This is a genomic window from Anaerostipes hadrus ATCC 29173 = JCM 17467 (genome assembly GCF_030296915.1).
In the GTDB taxonomy this organism is placed as follows: domain Bacteria; phylum Bacillota; class Clostridia; order Lachnospirales; family Lachnospiraceae; genus Anaerostipes; species Anaerostipes hadrus.
Genome location: NZ_AP028031.1, coordinates 1,676,900 through 1,697,960, shown reverse-complemented (window position 1 = coordinate 1,697,960; position 21,061 = coordinate 1,676,900). Strand labels below are relative to the sequence as shown.

General features: G+C 37.9%; 17 protein-coding genes and 1 pseudogene. 15 read left to right on the top strand and 3 right to left on the bottom strand.

Going from position 1 to position 21,061, the window contains the following annotated elements; genetic code table 11:
- Positions 1–58: 58 nt before the first annotated feature.
- The 11 genes and pseudogenes from QUE18_RS08290 (at position 59) to QUE18_RS13935 (ending at position 10,496) form a co-directional block, all read left to right on the top strand.
- On the top strand, positions 59–775 hold the full coding sequence (locus QUE18_RS08290; RefSeq protein WP_009204539.1) for an AzlC family ABC transporter permease: 717 nt from the start codon (positions 59–61) through the stop codon (positions 773–775).
- Positions 765–1,076, top strand: a complete 312-nt coding sequence (locus tag QUE18_RS08285) for an AzlD domain-containing protein (RefSeq protein ID WP_009204540.1) — start codon at positions 765–767, stop codon at positions 1,074–1,076. The genes QUE18_RS08290 and QUE18_RS08285 overlap by 11 nt, the downstream gene beginning before the upstream one ends.
- A gap of 60 nt (positions 1,077–1,136) precedes the next feature.
- Entirely contained in the window at positions 1,137–2,222 is a 1,086-nt protein-coding gene (leuB, locus tag QUE18_RS08280; protein ID WP_009204541.1) for a 3-isopropylmalate dehydrogenase, read from the top strand.
- Between the two features lie 56 nt (positions 2,223–2,278).
- Entirely contained in the window at positions 2,279–3,943 is a 1,665-nt protein-coding gene (gene ilvD, locus QUE18_RS08275; protein ID WP_008391468.1) for a dihydroxy-acid dehydratase, read from the top strand.
- Between the two features lie 25 nt (positions 3,944–3,968).
- Positions 3,969–5,657, top strand: coding sequence for a biosynthetic-type acetolactate synthase large subunit (ilvB, locus tag QUE18_RS08270; protein WP_009204542.1), 1,689 nt, complete (start codon positions 3,969–3,971; stop codon positions 5,655–5,657).
- 36 nt (positions 5,658–5,693) lie between these two features.
- Complete coding sequence (serC, locus tag QUE18_RS08265; protein WP_008391464.1) at positions 5,694–6,776, top strand: 3-phosphoserine/phosphohydroxythreonine transaminase; 1,083 nt, start codon at positions 5,694–5,696, stop codon at positions 6,774–6,776.
- Positions 6,777–6,785: 9 nt separating this feature from the next.
- Positions 6,786–7,949: a phosphoglycerate dehydrogenase gene (locus QUE18_RS08260; RefSeq protein WP_009204543.1), complete on the top strand. Its 1,164-nt coding sequence runs from the start codon at positions 6,786–6,788 to the stop codon at positions 7,947–7,949.
- A gap of 10 nt (positions 7,950–7,959) precedes the next feature.
- Positions 7,960–9,045 carry an aspartate-semialdehyde dehydrogenase gene (gene asd / locus QUE18_RS08255; RefSeq protein ID WP_009204544.1) on the top strand — a complete coding sequence of 362 codons (1,086 nt, stop codon included), beginning with the start codon at positions 7,960–7,962 and terminating at the stop codon, positions 9,043–9,045.
- 123 nt (positions 9,046–9,168) lie between these two features.
- A complete protein-coding gene (locus QUE18_RS08250) occupies positions 9,169–10,038 on the top strand; it encodes a mechanosensitive ion channel family protein (RefSeq protein WP_009204545.1) in 870 nt (289 codons plus the stop codon).
- Positions 10,038–10,136, top strand: a pseudogene (locus tag QUE18_RS08245) (IS200/IS605 family transposase); the annotation flags it as partial. The gene QUE18_RS08250 and the pseudogene QUE18_RS08245, both read left to right, overlap by 1 nt.
- A 27-nt stretch (positions 10,137–10,163) precedes the next feature.
- The gene (locus tag QUE18_RS13935; RefSeq protein ID WP_009263886.1) at positions 10,164–10,496 is read left to right on the top strand and encodes a helix-turn-helix domain-containing protein; all 333 of its coding nucleotides are present in this window, start codon (positions 10,164–10,166) and stop codon (positions 10,494–10,496) included.
- A gap of 286 nt (positions 10,497–10,782) precedes the next feature.
- Here QUE18_RS13935 and QUE18_RS08235 read toward each other — a convergent pair whose 3' ends face one another.
- From QUE18_RS08235 to QUE18_RS08225, 3 genes are read right to left on the bottom strand one after another with little or no spacing between them, the layout of a single operon-like run.
- Positions 10,783–11,529, bottom strand: a complete 747-nt coding sequence (locus QUE18_RS08235) for an aminotransferase class IV (RefSeq protein ID WP_040344610.1) — start codon at positions 11,527–11,529, stop codon at positions 10,783–10,785.
- A 31-nt stretch (positions 11,530–11,560) separates the two neighbouring features.
- Complete coding sequence (gene pabB / locus QUE18_RS08230) at positions 11,561–12,928, bottom strand: aminodeoxychorismate synthase component I (RefSeq protein WP_009204614.1); 1,368 nt, start codon at positions 12,926–12,928, stop codon at positions 11,561–11,563.
- A gap of 15 nt (positions 12,929–12,943) precedes the next feature.
- The gene (locus QUE18_RS08225) at positions 12,944–13,522 is read right to left on the bottom strand and encodes an anthranilate synthase component II (protein WP_009263882.1); all 579 of its coding nucleotides are present in this window, start codon (positions 13,520–13,522) and stop codon (positions 12,944–12,946) included.
- Positions 13,523–13,850: 328 nt separating this feature from the next.
- On the opposite strand from QUE18_RS08225, the gene QUE18_RS08220 reads away from it, so the two are divergent.
- From QUE18_RS08220 to QUE18_RS08205, 4 genes are all read left to right on the top strand, one after another.
- The gene (locus QUE18_RS08220; protein WP_009204612.1) at positions 13,851–17,417 is read left to right on the top strand and encodes an RHS repeat domain-containing protein; all 3,567 of its coding nucleotides are present in this window, start codon (positions 13,851–13,853) and stop codon (positions 17,415–17,417) included.
- A 37-nt stretch (positions 17,418–17,454) separates the two neighbouring features.
- Positions 17,455–18,036 carry a hypothetical protein gene (locus QUE18_RS08215; RefSeq protein ID WP_009204611.1) on the top strand — a complete coding sequence of 194 codons (582 nt, stop codon included), beginning with the start codon at positions 17,455–17,457 and terminating at the stop codon, positions 18,034–18,036.
- A 715-nt stretch (positions 18,037–18,751) separates the two neighbouring features.
- On the top strand, positions 18,752–19,726 hold the full coding sequence (locus QUE18_RS08210; RefSeq protein WP_009204610.1) for an Eco57I restriction-modification methylase domain-containing protein: 975 nt from the start codon (positions 18,752–18,754) through the stop codon (positions 19,724–19,726).
- A gap of 444 nt (positions 19,727–20,170) precedes the next feature.
- Positions 20,171–20,896: a hypothetical protein gene (locus QUE18_RS08205; RefSeq protein ID WP_022091764.1), complete on the top strand. Its 726-nt coding sequence runs from the start codon at positions 20,171–20,173 to the stop codon at positions 20,894–20,896.
- Positions 20,897–21,061: the final 165 nt, after the last annotated feature.

Sequence of the window (21,061 nt, the reverse complement as noted above, 5' to 3'; positions counted from 1 at the left end):
GGGGAAATTTTCTATATTTTTACAGGAATCGAATTATTTTGAACTATAGGAGCAGATAATGAAATCAGACAATGAATTTCGAAGAGGATTAATTGATGGAATTCCAATCGGACTAGCATATGTGGCTGTTTCGTTTGCATTTGGAATTTCAGGAGCGTCTAAGGGAATTCCTGTATGGGCACTTACTTTGATCTCAGCAACCTGTGTAACTTCTGCAGGACAGTTTGCAGCGGTCATAACAATGACGGCAGGAGGATCTTTGGTGGAATTAGTTTTATCACAGATCATTATTAATTTAAGATATTCGATCATGTCAATTGCGATCGGACAGAAATTAAGTGAGAAGTCGACATTGTGGAATCGGATCTCAATGGCATTTATGGTAACGGATGAGATTTTTGCAGTATCCTGTGCGGGGAGACATGAGATTACGCCTAGATATTTTTATGCTTTGATGTCAATTCCATGGATCAGCTGGACCATTGGAACTCTTTTAGGAGCGACGGCCAATACATTATTACCATTGATCTTAAGGAATGCACTTGGACTTGCAATTTATGGAATGTTGATCGGGATTATCATTCCACCAGCCAGACAAGATAAGCATATAACTATCGTGATCATTCTTTCCATGATCGTTAGTTTATTATTTAAATATATCAAAGCGTTATCTTTTATATCCAGTGGGTTCGTGATCATCATTTGTACCTTGATCGCAGCAACATTTGGAGCAATTTTATTCCCAGTAGAAGAGGAGGAGACTCATGAAGCTTAGCAGATTATTAGTTTATATTGCAGTCACAGCAGTTTCTACATATCTAATACGAGTCATCCCATTGGTTGCAATACAGAAGAAGATAGAGAATAGATTTTTTCGATCATTTTTATACTATGTTCCATATGCAGTACTGGCAGCAATGATCATGCCAGCAGTGTTTTATGCGACAGGAAATTTGATCGCATCGACAATTGGATTTGCAATTGCGATGATTTTTGCATATAATAAAAAAAATATTGTTACAGTTGCATGTGCAAGCTGTATCGGAGCATTTATTGCATTAGTAGTTTTAGGGTAAATTAATCTGCCAATTCATTGACAGACATAAGTAATATCAAGAAGAAATGAGGAAGAAGATATGAATTGTAATTTAGCAGTCATTAAAGGTGACGGGATCGGGCCAGAGATCGTCACAGAAGCAATGAGAGTTTTAGATGCTGTAGGAGAAAAGTATGGACATACATTTTCTTATACACAGATACTGATGGGTGGAGCATCCATTGATGTTCATGGAGAACCATTAACAGAGGAAGCTTTAGAGATTGCTAAGAAGAGTGATGCAGTATTAATGGGTTCGATCGGTGGAAATACAAGTACATCTCCATGGTATAAACTTCCAGCACAGTTAAGACCCGAGGCAGGCTTATTAAAACTTCGTAAATCCCTTGGATTATTTGCTAACATCAGACCAGCATACTTATATGATGAATTAAAGAAAGCATGCCCACTTCGTGATGAGGTGATCGGTGATGGATTTGATATGGTCATCATGAGAGAATTAACAGGTGGTCTTTACTTTGGAGAAAGACATACAGAAGAAATTGATGGTGTAAGAACAGCCGTTGATACATTATCTTACAATGAAAATGAAATCAGAAGAATTGCGATCAAAGCATTTGACATTGCAAGAAAACGTAAAAAACATGTGATCAGTGTTGATAAGGCAAATGTACTTGATTCTTCCAGATTATGGAGAGCAGTTGTAGAAGAAGTAGCCAAGGACTACGAAGATGTTACATATGAACATATGTTAGTTGATAACTGTGCAATGCAGTTAGTCAATAATCCACGTCAGTTTGATGTGATCTTAACAGAGAATATGTTTGGAGATATTTTATCAGATGAAGCAAGTATGATCACAGGTTCTATTGGAATGTTATCATCCGCAAGTCTTGCAGAAGGTAAGTTTGGATTATATGAACCAAGCCACGGATCAGCTCCAGATATCGCAGGACAGGATATTGCAAACCCAATCGCAACAATTCTTTCCGCAGCTATGATGCTTCGTTATTCATTTGATTTAGATAAAGAAGCAGATGAGATCGAAAAAGCAGTCAAAGCAGTTTTAGCAGATGGATACAGAACAGTTGACATTATGTCAGATGGAATGAAGAAAGTCGGATGTAAAGAAATGGGACAGCTGATCATTGATCAGATCAAATAAGAATTCGATGCTCACCATAGATAGAATGAGATATATTATACTAGGAGGTTAGTTTTATGAGTAATACATTTACAGAGGGAGAAGCATTTGCACCTCAAAGATCGTTATTTAACGCATTAGGTTTCACAAAAGAAGAGATGAGAAAGCCATTGGTCGGAATCGTAAGTTCGTATAATGAGATCGTGCCAGGGCATATGAATATTGACAAGATCGTAGATGCAGTAAAACTTGGAGTTGCTATGGCAGGTGGAACACCAGTTGTATTCCCAGCAATCGCAGTATGTGATGGAATTGCCATGGGACATGTTGGAATGAAATATTCACTGGTGACAAGAGATCTGATCGCTGATTCTACAGAATGTATGGCATTAGCACATCAGTTTGATGCTTTAGTTATGGTTCCAAACTGCGATAAGAATGTACCAGGACTATTAATGGCCGCTGCACGTGTTAATGTACCCACAGTGTTCGTCAGTGGCGGACCAATGCTTGCCGGACGTGTAAAAGGATGTAAAACAAGCTTATCAAGCATGTTTGAGGCTGTTGGATCTTATGCAGCAGGTAAGATCACAAAAGAAGAATTAGATGAATTTGAAAACAAAACATGTCCTACATGTGGATCATGTTCTGGTATGTACACAGCAAACTCTATGAACTGTTTAACAGAAGTTCTTGGTATGGGATTACAGGGAAATGGAACAATTCCAGCTGTGTATTCTGAAAGAATCCGTCTTGCAAAACATGCAGGTATGAAGGTTATGGAATTATTAGAGAAGAATATCCGCCCAAGAGATATCTTAACAGAGAAAGCGTTTGAGAATGCCTTAACAGTTGATATGGCACTTGGATGCAGTACAAACAGTATGCTTCATTTACCAGCAATCGCACATGAAGCAGGTGTTGATCTGAATCTTGAGAAGGCAAATGAGATCAGTAAAAGAACTCCAAACTTATGTCATCTTGCACCAGCAGGACATACATATATTGAGGAGTTAAATGAAGCTGGTGGAGTTTATGCTGTTATGAATGAATTAAATAAGAAGAATCTTCTTCATACAGATCTTATCACCGCAACAGGTAAGACAGTAGCAGAGAACATTGAAGGATGCGTAAACAAGAATCCAGAAGTTATTCGTCCGATTGACGATCCATACAGCCAGACTGGTGGAATTGCTGTATTAAAAGGAAATTTAGCACCAGATTCAGGTGTTGTAAAACGTTCTGCAGTTGCTCCTGAGATGCTTAAGATGGAAGGACCAGCCAGAGTCTTTGATTGTGAAGAAGATGCGATCAAGGCGATCAAAGGTGGAGATATTAAACCAGGGGATGTCGTAGTGATCCGCTATGAAGGACCAAAAGGTGGACCAGGTATGAGAGAGATGTTAAATCCTACATCAGCGATCATGGGTATGGGACTTGGATCAAGCGTAGCCCTGATCACAGATGGAAGATTTTCCGGAGCTTCCAGAGGAGCTTGTATCGGACATGTTTCTCCAGAAGCAGCAGTTGGAGGACCGATTGCATTAGTAGAAGAAGGAGATATTATTGCAATTGATATCGATGCCAATACATTAAATGTAAAAGTTTCTGACGAAGAATTAGCAAAGAGAAAAGAAAACTGGAAACCTAGAACACCTAAGGTTACAACAGGTTATCTTGCAAGGTATGCATCGTTAGTTACATCTGGAAACCGCGGAGCAGTTTTAGAAATCAAACAGTAATTAAGTAAGAAAAGAGGATCAAATGATGAAACAATTGACAGGTGCTCAGATTGTTTTAGAATGTTTGAAAGAGCAAGGCGTGGATACTGTTTTTGGGTATCCAGGCGGAGCAATCTTAAACATTTATGATGAATTATATAAACAGAAAAAGGATTTTACACATATCCTGACATCTCATGAGCAGGGAGCTTCTCATGCAGCAGATGGATATGCAAGATCTACAGGAAAAGTCGGAGTGTGCTTTGCAACCAGTGGACCGGGAGCGACAAATATCGTTACAGGACTTGCAACAGCGAATATGGATTCAGTGCCAGTTGTTGCGATCACATGTAACGTAGGAGTCAGCCTTCTTGGAAAGGACAGCTTCCAGGAAGTTGATATTTCCGGAGTCACAATTCCGATCACAAAGCATAACTTTATTGTAAAGAATATAGAAGAACTTGCAGACACGATCCGAAGAGCGTTTAGAATTGCAAAGACAGGAAGACCAGGGCCTGTTTTGATCGATATTCCAAAAGATGTGACAGCAGCAACGACCCTATATGAAAAATACAAACCAGCGAAGATCATACGTTCCAGTGAATATATCAAAGAAGTAGATATCCAGAATGCGATCAGCATGATCAGAGAAGCAAAACGACCATATATCTTAGTTGGTGGTGGAGCTGTGATCTCTGATGCAGCAGATGAATTAAAAGAATTTGCAGAGAAAGTAGATGCACCAGTATGCGATACCCTCATGGGAAAAGGAGCATTTAATGGTACGGATGAACGCTATAGTGGAATGCTTGGAATGCACGGAACAAAAGCATCAAATCTTGGAGTATCTCACTGTGACCTTCTGATCGCAGTCGGAACAAGATTTAGTGACCGAGTTTTAGGAAATCCAAAAACATTTGCAAAGAATGCAAAGATTTTACAGATTGATGTTGACCCAGTCGAGATCAACAAGAATATTTGTGTATCAGCTTCTATCATCGGAGATGTAAAAGCAGTATTAACAGTGATCAATCGCCGTTTAGAAGCCCAGGAACACAAAGAGTGGCTTGATACGGTCAAAGAATATAAAGAAAAGTATCCATTAACTTATGATAAAGGACGATTAACATGTCCTGAGATCATGGAAGCGATTTATGATATTACAAAAGGTGAGGCAGTCATTACAACGGAAGTTGGACAGCATCAGATGTGGGCCGCTCAGTTTTATAAATATGATAAACCACGTAAATTCTTGACATCTGGTGGTCTTGGAACAATGGGATACGGCCTTGGAGCCAGCCTTGGAGCCAAAGTTGGTAATCCAGATAAGATCGTAGTAAACATTGCAGGAGATGGATGTTTCCGTATGAATTTAAATGAGCTTGCGACAGCCTCGCGATACAACATTCCAGTGATCGAAGTTATTATCAATAACAGCGTGTTAGGAATGGTAAGACAGTGGCAAGATCTGTTTTATGAAGAAAGATATTCGTATACAACACTTCAGGACAAAGTAGACTTTGTGAAAGTTTCAGAAGGACTTGGGGTGCAAGCTAAGAAGATCACGGATATCGAACAATTCAAAGATGCATTCAAAGAAGCTTTAAATGCAGGAGAACCAGTAGTTCTCGATTGTCATATTGACTTAGATGACAAAGTATGGCCGATGGTTAATCCAGGAGGTTCTATTGAAGATGCATTTGATAAATCGGATCTTGAGGCGCAGGCAAGGTAATTTTTAATTTATTTTCATATAAAGGAGAGAAAAGAAATGGCAAGAGTATACAACTTTTCAGCTGGACCGGCAGTACTTCCGGAAGAAGTGTTAAAAGAAGCAGCAGAGGAAATGCTTGATTACAGAGGATGTGGAATGTCCGTTATGGAGATGAGCCACAGATCCAAGATGTTTGATGATATCATCAAAACTGCAGAAGCAGACTTAAGAGAATTAATGAACATCCCTGATAATTACAAAGTATTATTCCTTCAGGGTGGAGCATCCCAGCAGTTTTCAGCGATCCCTATGAATTTGATGAAGAACAAAGTTGCAGACTTCATCATCACAGGACAGTGGGCAAAGAAAGCATACCAGGAAGCTTCCAGATATGGAAAAGCAAACATTTTAGCTTCATCAGAAGATAAAACATATACATATATTCCAGATTGTTCTGACCTTCCTGTATCAGAAGATGCAGATTATGTATATGTATGCTATAACAACACGATCTATGGAACAAAATATCAGCAGATTCCAAATACAAAAGGTAAAATCCTTGTTGCAGATATGTCTTCCTGCATTTTATCTGAGCCAGTTAATGTAGAAGACTTTGGAGTGATCTATTTTGGAGTACAGAAAAACGTTGGACCAGCAGGAGTTGTAGTTTGTATCGTACGTGAAGATCTGATCACAGATGATGTGTTAGAAGGAACACCAACCATGTTAAAATGGAAAACACAGGCAGATGCAGATTCACTGTATAACACACCTCCATGCTACGGAATCTATATCTGTGGAAAAGTCTTCAAATGGTTAAAGGACCAGGGTGGACTTACTGCAATGAAGAAACGTAACGAAGAAAAAGCAAAGATCTTATATGATTTCTTAGACCAGAGTGAAATGTTTAAAGGAACAGTTGTGAAAGAAGACCGCTCTTTAATGAACGTTCCATTTGTAACAGGAGACAAAGATCTGGATGCCAAATTTGTAGCTGAAGCAAAAGAAGCAGGATTTGAGAACCTAAAAGGACATCGTACAGTTGGTGGAATGCGTGCAAGTATTTATAACGCAATGCCAAAAGAAGGTGTTGAGAAATTAGTAGCATTTATGAAGAAGTTTGAAGAAGAGAACAAATAAGGAGGAGCCATGTATACAGTAAAATGCTTAAACCCGATCGCAAGTAAAGGACTAGATTTATTTACAGAAGATTTTAAAGTGATCGATGACTTAGATAAAGCAGATGCAGTTTTAGTAAGAAGTGCAGCTATGCACGATCTTGCAGTTCCAGAAAGCCTTCTTGCAGTTGCAAGAGCTGGAGCAGGAGTTAACAATATTCCATTAGATGAATATGCAAAGAAGGGAATCGTAGCATTCAACACACCAGGAGCGAATGCTAATGGTGTAAAAGAACTTGTTGTTGCAGGACTTTTACTTGCATCTCGTGATATCATCGGTGGATATAACTGGGTTAAGGAAAATGCATCCGAAGAGAACCTTGCAAAACTTGTTGAGAAACAGAAAAAACAGTATGCAGGTAACGAATTAAAAGGAAAAAGTATCGGAGTTATCGGACTTGGAGCAATCGGTGTTTTAGTAGCAAATATCTGTAATCGTCTTGGAATGAAAGTTTATGGATATGATCCATACGTATCCGTACGTTCTGCATGGAGCTTATCAAGAATGGTAAAACATATCGCTTCCATTGACGAATTATTTGAGACATGTGATTATATTACAATTCACGTTCCATACATGGATTCTACAAAAGGAATGATCAACAAAGAAGCTATCGATAAGATGAAAGACGGAGTTACATTATTAAACTTCGCCAGAGGAGAACTTGTTGATAATCAGGCAGTGATCGAAGGATTAGCATCAGGAAAAGTAAAACATTATGTAACAGATTTCCCAAGTGCAGAAATCGCTGGAGTAGATAAAGTGATCACAATTCCACACTTAGGAGCATCTACAGAGGAATCAGAAGAAAACTGTGCAGAGATGGCAGTGGATCAGTTGATGAATTATTTAGAGAATGGTAATATTGTCAATTCAGTAAACTATCCAAACTGTGATCTTGGAGAAGCAAGTGGAGCAGCTCGTATTACAGTACATCATAAGAATCTTCCAAATATGATCGGTCAGTTAACAGCGATCTTGGCAGCAGATGGACATAACATTTCCAATATGTTGAATAAATCCAAAGGTGAATGGGCTTATTCTATGTTTGACATGGAAAAGAAAGCACCAACAGAAGAGACAATCAAGAAAATGGAACAGATCGACGGAGTCGTTCGTGTTCGTGTACTATAGGAGAGAAAAAATGAGTGAAAAATTAAGAGTTGGTATTTTAGGTGCAACTGGAATGGTTGGACAGCGTTTTATTTCATTACTTGAGAATCATCCATGGTTTGAAGTTACAACATTAGCAGCAAGCCCACGTTCTGCTGGAAAGACATATGAAGAAGCAGTTGGTGGACGTTGGAAAATGGATACTCCAATGCCAGAAGCAGTAAAATCTATGATCGTAAAAAACGTCAATGAAGTAGAAGAAGTTGCTTCTCACGTAGATTTTGTATTTAGTGCAGTAGATATGTCTAAAGACGAGATCAAAAAGATCGAAGAAGACTATGCAAAAACAGAAACACCAGTTGTATCTAACAACAGTGCTCACCGCTGGACACCAGATGTACCAATGGTAGTACCTGAGATCAACCCAGAACACTTCGAAGTGATCGAAAGCCAGAAGAAACGTTTAGGAACAACAAAAGGTTTCATAGCAGTAAAACCTAACTGCTCTATCCAGAGTTATGCACCAGTTTTAACAGCATGGAAAGAATTTGAACCATATGAAGTTGTTGCTACAACATATCAGGCAATTTCTGGAGCAGGAAAAACTTTCAAAGATTGGCCAGAGATGGAAGGAAACATCATTCCATACATCGGTGGAGAAGAAGAAAAGAGCGAACAGGAGCCTCTTCGTTTATGGGGACATATTGAAGACGGTGTGATCGTGAAAGCTGAAACACCAGTGATCACAACACAGTGTATCCGTGTACCAGTATTAAACGGACATACAGCAGCAGTCTTCGTTAAATTCAAGAAGAAACCAACAAAAGAACAGTTGATCGAGAAATTAGTAAACTTCAGCGGACTTCCACAGGAATTAGAACTTCCAAGTGCTCCAAAACAGATGATCCAGTACTTAGAAGAAGATAACCGCCCACAGGTAAGAGAAGATGTTGATTACGAAAATGGAATGGGAATCTCTGTTGGACGTTTAAGAGAAGATACTGTATACGATTACAAATTTGTAGGACTTTCTCATAACACAGTTCGTGGAGCAGCAGGTGGAGCTGTTTTATGTGCTGAGACATTAAAAGCAAAAGGATATATTACAAAAAAATAAGTATTGTAATGAATAGATAAACTTGCTATGATAAGAAACACGTAGAAATACGTGTTTCTTTTATGTTAAGCATATGTGTAAAATGAATATCAAAAGAAACACAAGAAAAAAAGAGGAGAGTTTATGTTAGCACAAATACAAGCGATGTTCGCAGTAGTGGACTTGGGCAAGATTAACTGGAATCAGTTTTTAGAAAAATATCTGGAAATTGCAATGAGTATCATAGGAAAAGTCATAGTATCATTTTTGATCATTGCAATTGGATTTAAATTGATCAAGATCTTAATTAAATTGTTAAAAACAACCCTTGAGAAGGCAGAGATCGATTATGGAGTTATCTCATTTTCCTGCTCCTTCATAAGGATTGGATTGCGTTGTATTGTAATCTTTATGGCAGTTGCACATATGGGGGTAGAGGTAAGTTCTTTTATCGCATTATTAGGATCTGCAGGTGTAGCAGTAGGTTTAGCATTACAAGGAACACTTTCTAATGTAGCAGGTGGAGTTTTACTATTAATCCTGAAACCATTTCAGGTAGGAGATTACATCGTATTAACAGGAACCGACTGCGAAGGAGAAGTTGCAGCGATGGATATTTTTTATACAAAGCTTAAGACAATTGATAACCGAGTGATCGTCATTCCTAACGGAACATTAAGCAATTCAAATCTGATCAACAACACAAAACAGGAACGAAGACTGATCGATATTGAAGTTGGGATCTCTTATGATGCAGATATCAAAGAAGTAAAAAGAATTCTTACAGACATAGCAAAAAATGAAAAAAGAATTCTTGATCAGGATGGAGTTAAGATTTTTGTGAGCAGTTTGGCAGACAGTTCTGTCATGATGGGGATCAGATGCTGGGTTTCAACATCTGATTATGTAGCAACTAAATGGGCGTTAAATGAAGAGATTAAGATTCGATTTGATGAGGAAGGAATCGAGATACCATATCAGAAATTGGATGTTTGTATTAAAAATGAAGTGTAATAATGTTCCGTGCGCAGCCGAGAACAGAACTTAGTAAATTTATCAATGCTTATAAAAGTGCCAGTAGCAGGCACTCCAGTAGAAGTGATCCGTCAATACATTGAAACCCAGGGAGAGAAAAAGTATTGAACATAGCATATCGTTTCCGGATCTATCCGACCGAAGAACAGAAGATACTTCTTGGCAAAACATTTGGCTGTTGTCGTTTTCTGTACAATCAGATGCTTGATGATAAGATTCGAGAGTATGAAAAGACAAAGAAAATGTTAAAAAACACACCGGCCATGTATAAAAGGGAATATCCATTTCTGAAAGAAGTAGATTCGCTGGCACTGGAAATGTCCAGCTTCATCTGGAAAAGGCATATCTATCACTGTGAGTGTGGAAATAAGATGGACAGAGATCATAATGCAGCGATCAACATCCGTGAAGAGGTAAGAAGGATGTTGACAGCATAAACTGTCCGTATCCGGACAATTGGATAATAAGAAAACATGCCCGTGTCCGGGCAAAAGAATCGCGGAGCACGCGAGGATAGCTTGTAGATACTTGGCTCAGTAAAGCCATTGAGCAAGAAGCCCCCACTTCAAAATCAGGGATTTAAGTGGTGGGAGCATGTCACATAAAATACCAGAAAATTAATTTCGTCCTCTAATCTAACTTTGGATTGGAGGCTTTTTTATGTTTAAATGTACTCATTCGCTGGATGCAAAAGCATCTACATGCGGTACAGCATGCCTATGGTTACATCCCCGGGTGGTTGACATACATTTCCAGATAAGATTTACGAAGCTGATTTGTTACCGTTCGTTCTTTAAAAGCCACATTTTCAATCTGAAAAAGAGGCATAATCCCCATCAGTGAATTCGTCAGAAAGCACTCATCAAATGTCACAAGATCTTCCGGATAAAGGATGGTCTCTTTGACATCATAAGTTTCCAGTATGTATGCCCGAAGGATTCCCGGTAGCAGGCCGCAGGAGAGTGTAGGCGTATAGAGTTTCTTTTCTTTTACAAAGAAAATGTTGCTCACTGTGCCTTCACAGATCTGACCCTTCGTGTTCAGAAAGATTTTCTCATTGATGCCAGCATTTATGGCAGCTCTTTTTTCTAAAATATTATCGCCATAATTTAACGTTTTATGAAACGTGAAGGGGGATGTTTCGTTTCGTCTTATGCTACTTATTGCGGAAGTAAAACCATTTTCATAATGAGCACTTGTATAAGGTGATTTTCGGTCAGAAAAAATGACATTTTCTTTCGTTAATATTATCTTCAGTGCACCATGTTCAATATAAGTACTGTTCAAATAATCTTCAATGGAATTTACGGTAACCTGGCGGTTTTCTAAATTTCCAAGATCAAATACATCGGCTGCGTGCTGAAGCCTTTGTAAATGTCTTTCAAGAAAAACAGGTTTGTTTTTCTCCACTGCGATCGTCTCAAAGGCACCCAGTCCGAATTGTACTCCGTCATCTATATGCAGATTCATGTTAGTTTCCTTTCGTATTATCATTTCCATATTACTGCAGGGCATCAAGGATAGCTTTTGCCTTCTGCAATGTTTCTTCGTATTCAAATTCTGTCTCCGATTCCGCTGTAATGCCGCCGCCGACACCTAAGTGATAGTGACCATCCACGTGCAAGACAGTCCGGATGACAATGTTAAAATCACAGTTTCCATCCAGAGAAAGATAACCAATCGAGCCGGTGTAAAGATTTCGCTTTCCATGTTCCAGTTCGTCAATCACTTCCATGGCGCGGTACTTTGGTGCACCAGTAATAGAACCACCTGGAAATGTCGCCATAAGAAGATCGGCAAAGTTTTTCTCGTCCGCCAGATCACCTTCAATCCTGGATACGAGATGAAAGACTGTTGCGTATTCTTCGATGGTAAATAAATCAGTTACTTTCACGCTGCCACTTCTGCAGATTTTATTCAGATCATTTCGTTCCAGATCGACAATCATAAGAAGTTCACTTTTATCTTTTTCAGAGTTTTCCAGTTCCTTTCGCAAACGCAGATCCTCTTTTTCGGTTTCTCCTCTTTTGCGGGTCCCTTTGATCGGTCTTGTCTCTACATGACCGTCAGTGAGTTTTAGAAAACGCTCCGGTGAAGCACATACAATCTGATAATGATCAAAATCCAAATAGCCGCCAAAGGGAGAAGGGTTATTTTTACGGAGATTGTAAAATACATCCTGTGGTGCTTTTTTGCTTTCAATCGTCAGTTGCTGTGTCATGTTGGCGATATAAATGTCTCCTTCGTAAATGTAGTGGATCATATCGCTGATTGATTTTTTGTAATCCTCTTTTTCAAAGTTTGCATGAACCTGGATCGGATATTTTTCTTTGACAGGCTTTACAGGTTCACTGTCACTTGTTTTTAAAATGGCATCTTCCAATTTTTTTAAAAGTATATCAGCAGGTTCGGTAATTCCATTGGTAATGAGGTAACTCTCTTTTTTGTGACAATCTTCAATAATAAATGCATCGTAAAATATGAGTACTGCATCTGGAATAGAGATTGTGTCTTTGTGGGAAGATGGAATTCCCATGAGCCTACGGCCATATTCGTAAGAAAAATATCCAAGTGCACCTGACGCAAGTGGCAGGTGGGAAGAATTCGCAGTTTTCTGTTTATCCAGATAAGATCTCAGATAATTTTCGAAAGAAATCGAGGTTTCTTCTGTATCATTAATATAAAAACGATCTTCACGTTTTTCAAGCTTCAGATAAGGTTTGCGGCCGATGATGGAATAGTGACCAAGCTCATTTACAAGAGAAGAATCGAGAAAAATCGCATTTTCTTCGGAAGGCAGTACTTGAAAAATCTTAGCTGCCGGAATGTACATATCTAGTTTTTTAATTATTGTATTCGTGTTCTGCATGAAAAAAATCCTCCATTATCCTCGCTGCTCTGCGATTTTGCAAAAGTTATTTAAAAGTGCATGTCCATATTCGGTACATACTGCCTCCGGGTGAAACTGTACGCCGTATAGTGGAAGCGTTTTATGAGAGATCCCCATGACAACACCGTCCGCGGTTGTGGCATCGATGCTGTAGTTATTGGAAATAGTGTCTTTATTTACGACGAGGGAATGATATCTTGTTACATTGAATTTCGTCGGAAGACCGGCGAAGAGACGAAGCCCATTGTTGGAAATCTCAGAGATTTTCCCATGGATCGGAAATATCCCTTTTTCCACCGTTGCACCAGAGCAGAGTCCTAGCACCTGGTGACCTAAGCAGACGCCAAGTATCGGTATTTTCTCTTGGAATTTTTCTACAATATCGATGCAAAGCGTCGCGTCCTGCGGGCGTTTTGGCCCTGGCGAGAGAATAATCCCGGAAGGCTGCATATCTTCAATCTCTTCCAGCGTGATCTTGTCACAGCGGATGACGGCAATTTCCTTTCCAAGCTCTTCAAAATAAGCTTTCAGATTATATACAAATGAGTCATAATTATCAATCATTAAATACATGTCTCTTTCCTTCCTTTTCTTTAATATGTGCACAAAAAAGGGACAACGACAGGAGCACAAAAAATGTGCCCTACAGTCGTTATCCCTTTCAAATGGTCCGTAATCTGTGAAACTAAACTTTATACTATCATAGATGCCTTTTCTCCGTCAAGAGTAAAGGAAAAGAAGCCATTGAAAATTGTGAGTTGAGAGCCTATAATCATAGTTAGGAAACTAGAGTGGGAATCCTCGGTCATATGATGAAGGGAAACTTGCAAATGTTTCTCACAAAAACAGCGGAGAAACAGCTTCCGTAGATCAGGCATATGCTTATGGAAGTAATGGGAAGATGAGCAAGATCATTGATGCAAAGAAGAACGGGTACCAGATCACTTATACAGGAGAAAAAGCAGAAAGATTTATCCGTCCGAATGGAGAATACCAGCAGCTTTCTTATGGAGATGGAACAACGACGGTATCTTCCCACAAGGCAGACGGAATCAAAACAGCACAGGATTCCATGAGTTTTGACAAGAATACAGGAAAGATCCTGAAAAAGAAGGATGCCAATGGAATTGAAAGCAGTTACAGTTATGATGATGGAGGAAAAGGCGGAGAACAAAATGGCTGGGTAAATGAATATCTTGTAAGAAAGATCAAAACGGAAGTGGATTATCAGGAGCTGGATGCTGCCGGACTGGTGAAATTTTTGAAAACAGACAAGGAAAAAGAAGAAACCAAAACAGTCACATCCTATGATGATCATGGACAGCCAACAACAGTCACGACAACAAAGGAAGGAGCCCATGATTCTGTAGAACAAACGACATGTCAGGATACTGTACAGGGAACGACACGGACAACAACAACGACACAGGGAGAAGAGAAAGAGACATCTGTGACAAAAACAGATGCCATGGGACGTGAAACAGAAAATACCAGTAAGGACAGGAAAGGAAATATCTTAAGCAGTACGGAAACATCGTATGATTTCATGGGAAGAGCGATACAGACGAAAGTAACATCCGATGGCGTGACACAGACAGAATCCAAAACATATGATGATAACGGAACGGTGGCAACAGAAACCAGTGCATCAGGAATAAAGACAGCGTATCGTTATGATTCACTAAACCGCGTGATCAAAGCAACAGAATCAGTAGACGGGACAGATACCGTCACGGAAACTTCCTATGGATATGAAGATGCACAGATCCATACGCTGAATGGAACGAAAGACTATCAGGATCTGAGCGTTCAGACAACAAAGACCAATGGACGTGTCAGTGAAAAGTCATGGACAGATGCAGCGGGGCAGATCGTCAGAAGTTTCAGCCATGGATTATATACGGATCATGTGTTCACCAGTGACGGAAAAGAGATCGCAACGATCAGTCTTGGAACAAAGACTTCCGGAGATGGAAAGATTGCCTTGCAGTTATATGACAAAGAAGGAAAACAGACAGCTGCGATCCAGAATCCAGAGATTACAAAAGGGACTTCTGATGCCACAGTAAAGGTTGGAAACAGTTCCATCTTACAGAAAACAGAGTATGACACAAAGGGAAATGAGACAACAAAAACCGATGGCAATGGAGATCAGATATCTTATGCTTATGATGACCAGAATCGTGTAACCGAGATCACACAGGGAGGACAGAAGACAAAAGTTTCCTATCAGGTGAATTCAGACGGATCAACGACAACAAGCGTTACAGATGCGAATGGACATGTCAAGCAGGAAACAGCCAGTGCATCCGGATCAGTGACAACAACATCGGATCTTGGAGACGGCAGTGAATCCATTACAACAAAGTATACCTATGATGACCGTGGAAATAAGATTTCAGAAGTCTATGCCAACGGGGCGAAAAAGACCTATGAATATAACAGCCGGAATCTTGTTGTAAAAACACAATCTTATGACAAAGAAGGAACAAAAACACTGATCAGTCGGTATCGTTATGATGATTATGGGCAGTTGCTGGAGATGACAGATTACAGGGTATCATCTGAAACAGAGACTGCGTATCGTTATACAGAATATACTTATGATCAAAGAGGAAGGATCACAGCATTTGCAGAGATCAGTCAGAATGCTCAGCCAACGGCAGATGATATCAAAGCACATCAGATCCGGTATACTTATAATGAGGATGGAAATCTCAGTAAGGTATCCTATCCGACAACCAAAGACGGAATCCAGTCATTATCTTATATTTATGATGAAAACGGATGGCTGCAGGAGATCAAAGGAGAACTGCATTCCAATGGGCAGACAACAGAGAAAGTCCTCAGAAGTTACAGTTACGATGCGTATGGAAAGGTCAAAGAGATCAAGGACTACAGAAATCGGTTAAAGAACGGTGCTCAGGCAGTTCAAAAAATCTATACCTATGACAGTTTTGACCGTGTCAAAGAGATGACCTACACAGATCTTGAGACAGGCAAAGTGATGGAATCCTACCGCTACAGTTATGACAAGAATTCCAATATCACAGAGAAAACAGAAGTCAACAACTATCCAAAAGAAGAGAAAGACAAAGTCAATGAGACAAAAGCCTATACTTATGATGCACTCGGACGACTGACAAAGACTGTGACAACCGATCATAAGAATGATGACAGGACAAAGACCGTTACCTATACTTATGACAAAGCTGGAAACAGAACCAAAGAAGATGATGGAACCACACAGACAGCGTATACCTATAACGGACTGGATCAGTTACAGACAGCAACAAAAGAAAAAGGAACCGCAGTTGACGAAGTCCGCCAGTACAGCTATGATGCCAATGGGAATCAGACAGATGTCAAAAACACAAAGACTGGACAGACAGAATCCTATACTTATGATGCAGAGAACCGCTTAAGCAAAGTAGCGGTAACTGACAAAGATGGAAAGACAGCTGTGATCCAGCAGAACCGTTATAACGGAGAAGGACAGAGGATCCAGAAAGTGGAAGGAAGCAAAACGACGAACTATTACTATCAGGACGGAGTAGTTTCTTACACAACCGATGGAGAGAACAGCCAGACATCCCAGAACCTGATCGGAACCGACGGAAATATCCTTGCAACACAGAGATATGGAAGTGACCATACGGACTATCTGTTGTATCATAAAGATATCCAGGGAAGTACCACAAGTCTTGTAAAAGAAGATGGAAGTGCTGATGCAACATACCGGTATACAGACTTTGGAGAGACAACGATCAACGGAGATAACAAAGCAGAGAATGAGGTTTGTTATACTGGAGGAATCTATGATCATAGTACAGGGCTTTATTATCTGAATGCAAGGTATTATAATCCAGAAGATGGACGGTTTGTGACAGAGGATACTTATCGAGGAGAGACTGCTAAACCAGAGACAGGACATTTATATGCTTATTGTGCGAATAATCCGGTGAATTATGTGGATCCTAGTGGACATAAGGCTAAAACAGTAATTTATTATAATAAAAAAGGGAAGGGTTTTAAGAAACAAGCAATGCATTCTCCATATTATAAGAATAGTCAAGTTACATTTAAATCTGTGATTAAAAAAGCACAATTTAAAAAAGAGTGGGATAAAATACCAAAAGGAACATCTGAATTATATTTATATTTGCATGGTGGGGTTAGTTGTTTGTATTTTGATGGTTCTGATATGAATTTAAAAGAGTTGTTAGCTTTAAAAAAGAAAAAAATAAAAAAGAAGATAGTATTGCTTTCATGTAAGGGAGGAATAGGAGACAAAAATAGTGTGGCTAAAATTATGGCTAAAAAATGTCAATGTGTTGTGTATGCATCTAGTTATCCATATGGATTATCTTATAGATATGATAAAAAGAAAAAAGTGTATTATCCTAGATATGGAGGAAAGCAAAATTATTATAATCATGAAAATCCATTAAAAAAATATAAACCTTAATGATGTTATTGAAGTATAAAAAAGAGGAGATATAGAGATGGAGAAAATTGTAATGTATTTAAAAAAAGTAATTATTTTGTTGTGTGGAATTGTACTAGGATATTTAACATCAAGAAGAACAGATATGTCAATCAGTTTAGAATGTATTCTAGGTGATGGCGTTTTTATTGTGTTAGTTATTACGATTATTATGGTAATAACTAAGGAGAAAATAAAATTAGGTATAAACTGTGCCATATTTGGATTATCATTTGTTATTGGTTCAACATGGATTAAGAATATAGAACTTTTTTTTGAATTTGGAAAACAGAATTATGATTATATTTTATGTGGATTAGGTGAAGCGATTATTATTCCTGTGATTTTTGGAGGACTAGGAATAATTCTATATTATTATCATAAAGAAGGCATTTTATCATTAATTTTATCAGGATTACCTGTTATGTATTGTTCATTTACTTTGATTTCTTATCAATGGGAGAACCAATTTTTGTTAGCAATTATTATCAATTTATTAATTTTAGTAATAGTTTTTTGCCTTACAGGTAAGAAATATATGAAATATAAAATACTTTTTATAGTTTTAGGAGGAGTGCTAGGTTTTTTCTATTTTGTTTGAATATATTAGTTGCTTTTTATGTAAAGAAAATAGAATAGATTTTATGAAATAGGTAGGATACAAATTTAAGGTCTCGTGGATCTTACGAAGTCGGAAAAAAGAGGTGCAATAAAACAAAGAAACATAGTTAAATGAAAAGATACGGTTATCAATAAGACGGCAGATGATGGGAACAGAAATGTCACAACCTATACTTATGATGACCAGAACCGTGTCACAGGTGTCAGCAGAAAGAATGGACTGGAACAGACATTAAAACTTATAGGAGCCTTCTCATTTTGTGGAAAGAGTAAGAAGGATGATCCCGCAGTCTTTTGGCTGTGGGATTTTTAAAAAAATATTCTTTTGGTGCAAAGAGATTAATTTTATTGCACAAAAATAAAATTAATGATAAACTGTAAATGAACTGATTATGGTTCATCTGATAATTTATACGTTTATTTAACAAACAAATAATAAGGAATCTCTTACTTCTAGGTGTAAACATAGGTAGGAGAGGAATTATCAAAAAGAAATGAAACGGCAGTAGCGGGCGGAGAGAAATCGGTATCCCCTACGGACATAAGGTCAAGCAACGTCGGTATTCCCGACATGTTGGACTCTGTGAAATTACCAACCGTGGATTGAAACAAATAACCAATAAAAACAGTCACATTCCCAAATGTTATGGCAGTGTGACTCTTTTATTGCAATGATATAAAGGAGTCTATTGATAATGTTGCGTACAATCGAAATGTACACAAATGAATATAAAGATACAACACAAAAGGAAATCCGAAAGAAAAAAGGACAGTTTTTTACACCGGCAGAGGTTTCAATGAGAATGGCTGCTGTAGAAAGTGAATATCCGAAGAATCAATGGATAAGGGTATTAGATCCAGGAGCAGGAAACGGCATTTTATCTTTTGCTGTGATTGATAAATTACTAAGAAGTGGGTATAAACGGCTTGATATTACACTGATTGAAACAGATAAAGAGATTTTGCCAGTCTTAGAATATACAATTACTAAAATTAGGCAAATCTGTGAATCATATCATGCAGAATGTTTCATTCATTATGTTGATCAAAACTTCATATTATGGGAATCCTCCTATTTATACGATATTGTCATATGCAATCCTCCATATATGAAAGTAAGAAAAGATTCTGTAGAAGCAACGGCAATGAAGACATATGTATATGGACAGCCTAATCTGTATGGATTGTTTATGGCGAAAGCAATTGAATTGTTATGCGATAATGGACAGTACATTTTTATTACTCCTCGTTCATGGACTTCTGGAAAATATTTTACAAAAGTAAGGAATTTCTTACAAAAAGAATTGAACATAAAAGAAATCGACCTTTTTTCAAGTCGTGATGAAGTTTTTCAGGGAGAGAAAGTTCTTCAGGAGACAATGATCTTATATGGAGAAAAAGGACAGATTCAAAATGAGAAAATTAAAATTAATATTCTTAAAGACGGAACTTTAGATATAGGAAACAGTTTTTGGGCAGCAGCAGATCAAATTAAGTTTAAAGGATCAGAACAATATCTGCTTTTACCAGAAAATGAAAATGATCTTAAAATTATAGATATAATGTCTGATATGACAGATTCTTTTGAGTCCAGTGGATATCATTTCAAAACGGGACCAGTTGTAGAATTTCGAAATTTAGAGCATATTCATGCACAAACCCATATATAAAAATTGAGATAAAGACGGGAAAGGTTTATTTGATGATTACTATCAGAAATAGTTCAACTGTGCTTATAGAGGATTATGAAAAAACATAATGACCAAAAAACAGGATAAAAAAATCATGGTATAGGACTTAGAAATGTGCGTGAAATAGTGTGTCGAAATAATGGAAGATTTTCTCTAGAAGGTAATGGAGAAGAAGTATCTACAAAGGTAATATTAAATTTAAAATCGACCGTTGACGGAGTTATAGTGGAAAATATGCAGAATTATGATATTCTCTTATTAAAGGAGGGTACTTTTTATGATTGCATGTTTGGTTACTAGTAATTCAAAAATCAAAATACAATCGTCAGACTCAAAAAATATCAAAGAAATAACAAAAGTAGACTTAGATGAAATTCTTGCGAGTCATTCTACGGAATGGGTATATATAGGGCGACCATTGAGATGAAGTTGCCCATTGAGGCTAGTGATGATGATGGGATATTGACTAAGAATGGAACAATGATATATGGTAAAGAAGATGATGCAGTAACAATAGGTGTGCAACCGCTAAAAGATGAAACTGGTAATGTTTCTTTTGAGGGAGTAAGGACACTTATTACTATTAATGAATCTACAGCATCTAAAGAATATACTTTTGCTTATGATCTACCAGAGGGATATTCATTGATAACTGCAAAAGATTATTATTGTGATATAATTGACAATGAAGCGGTAAATGAAAATGATTATGATACAGGTGAAGTTTACATTGTTAATAAAGATAACGTAATAGATACAGTTATTGATGCAGCATGGGCTGTTGATGCAAATGGGAATGATGTGGATACCTACTATGTTGTCAACGAAAATATTTTAACACAGGTTGTTAATTTTGATGAAAAAACGACATTTCCTGTTATTGCAGATCCATCTGCATGGAAAATTGCAAAATGTGCAGCTGCAATCGGTTTGATCGTTGCGGGTACAGTTATTGCGGCAGCGAAAGTTGCAAAAGTAGTAAAATACATTAAGACCCTAGGCGGAGTTAAAAAGGCTGCAAAATTGGTTGTGTTGGCTTATGCCGCAGGTGATGCGAAGAAGTATGCTCGGCATATAGGAGGCTCATTTAAAAATCTGTGTGAAATTATACTTGGAATAGATACCATTAAATCGCAATGTAAATTTTAGAAGGAGTTTATGGAATGTTTAGGATTTTAGAGAGTTTTCTATTGTTGGTTTTCGGAATTGGAATTTTATGTGAACAGTATACCCAATATCGAAACAACGTATCTAAAAAGAATTTATTCTTGTTTATAACAGCAATTATATTGATGATTTGTGTTGTGATTGTGG

Coding starts and splice junctions, on each gene's coding strand:
- serC (WP_008391464.1), top strand. CDS start 5,694: ATGGCAAGAGTATACAACTTTTCAGCTGGACCGGCAGTACTTCCGGAA.
- QUE18_RS08235 (WP_040344610.1), bottom strand. CDS start 11,529: ATGAATCTGCATATAGATGACGGAGTACAATTCGGACTGGGTGCCTTT.
- ilvD (WP_008391468.1), top strand. CDS start 2,279: ATGAGTAATACATTTACAGAGGGAGAAGCATTTGCACCTCAAAGATCG.
- asd (WP_009204544.1), top strand. CDS start 7,960: ATGAGTGAAAAATTAAGAGTTGGTATTTTAGGTGCAACTGGAATGGTT.
- QUE18_RS08290 (WP_009204539.1), top strand. CDS start 59: ATGAAATCAGACAATGAATTTCGAAGAGGATTAATTGATGGAATTCCA.
- QUE18_RS08250 (WP_009204545.1), top strand. CDS start 9,169: ATGTTAGCACAAATACAAGCGATGTTCGCAGTAGTGGACTTGGGCAAG.
- QUE18_RS08205 (WP_022091764.1), top strand. CDS start 20,171: ATGAAGTTGCCCATTGAGGCTAGTGATGATGATGGGATATTGACTAAG.
- QUE18_RS08285 (WP_009204540.1), top strand. CDS start 765: ATGAAGCTTAGCAGATTATTAGTTTATATTGCAGTCACAGCAGTTTCT.
- QUE18_RS08210 (WP_009204610.1), top strand. CDS start 18,752: ATGTTGCGTACAATCGAAATGTACACAAATGAATATAAAGATACAACA.
- QUE18_RS08260 (WP_009204543.1), top strand. CDS start 6,786: ATGTATACAGTAAAATGCTTAAACCCGATCGCAAGTAAAGGACTAGAT.
- pabB (WP_009204614.1), bottom strand. CDS start 12,928: ATGCAGAACACGAATACAATAATTAAAAAACTAGATATGTACATTCCG.
- QUE18_RS08220 (WP_009204612.1), top strand. CDS start 13,851: ATGAGCAAGATCATTGATGCAAAGAAGAACGGGTACCAGATCACTTAT.
- leuB (WP_009204541.1), top strand. CDS start 1,137: ATGAATTGTAATTTAGCAGTCATTAAAGGTGACGGGATCGGGCCAGAG.
- QUE18_RS08225 (WP_009263882.1), bottom strand. CDS start 13,522: ATGTATTTAATGATTGATAATTATGACTCATTTGTATATAATCTGAAA.
- QUE18_RS08215 (WP_009204611.1), top strand. CDS start 17,455: ATGGAGAAAATTGTAATGTATTTAAAAAAAGTAATTATTTTGTTGTGT.
- ilvB (WP_009204542.1), top strand. CDS start 3,969: ATGAAACAATTGACAGGTGCTCAGATTGTTTTAGAATGTTTGAAAGAG.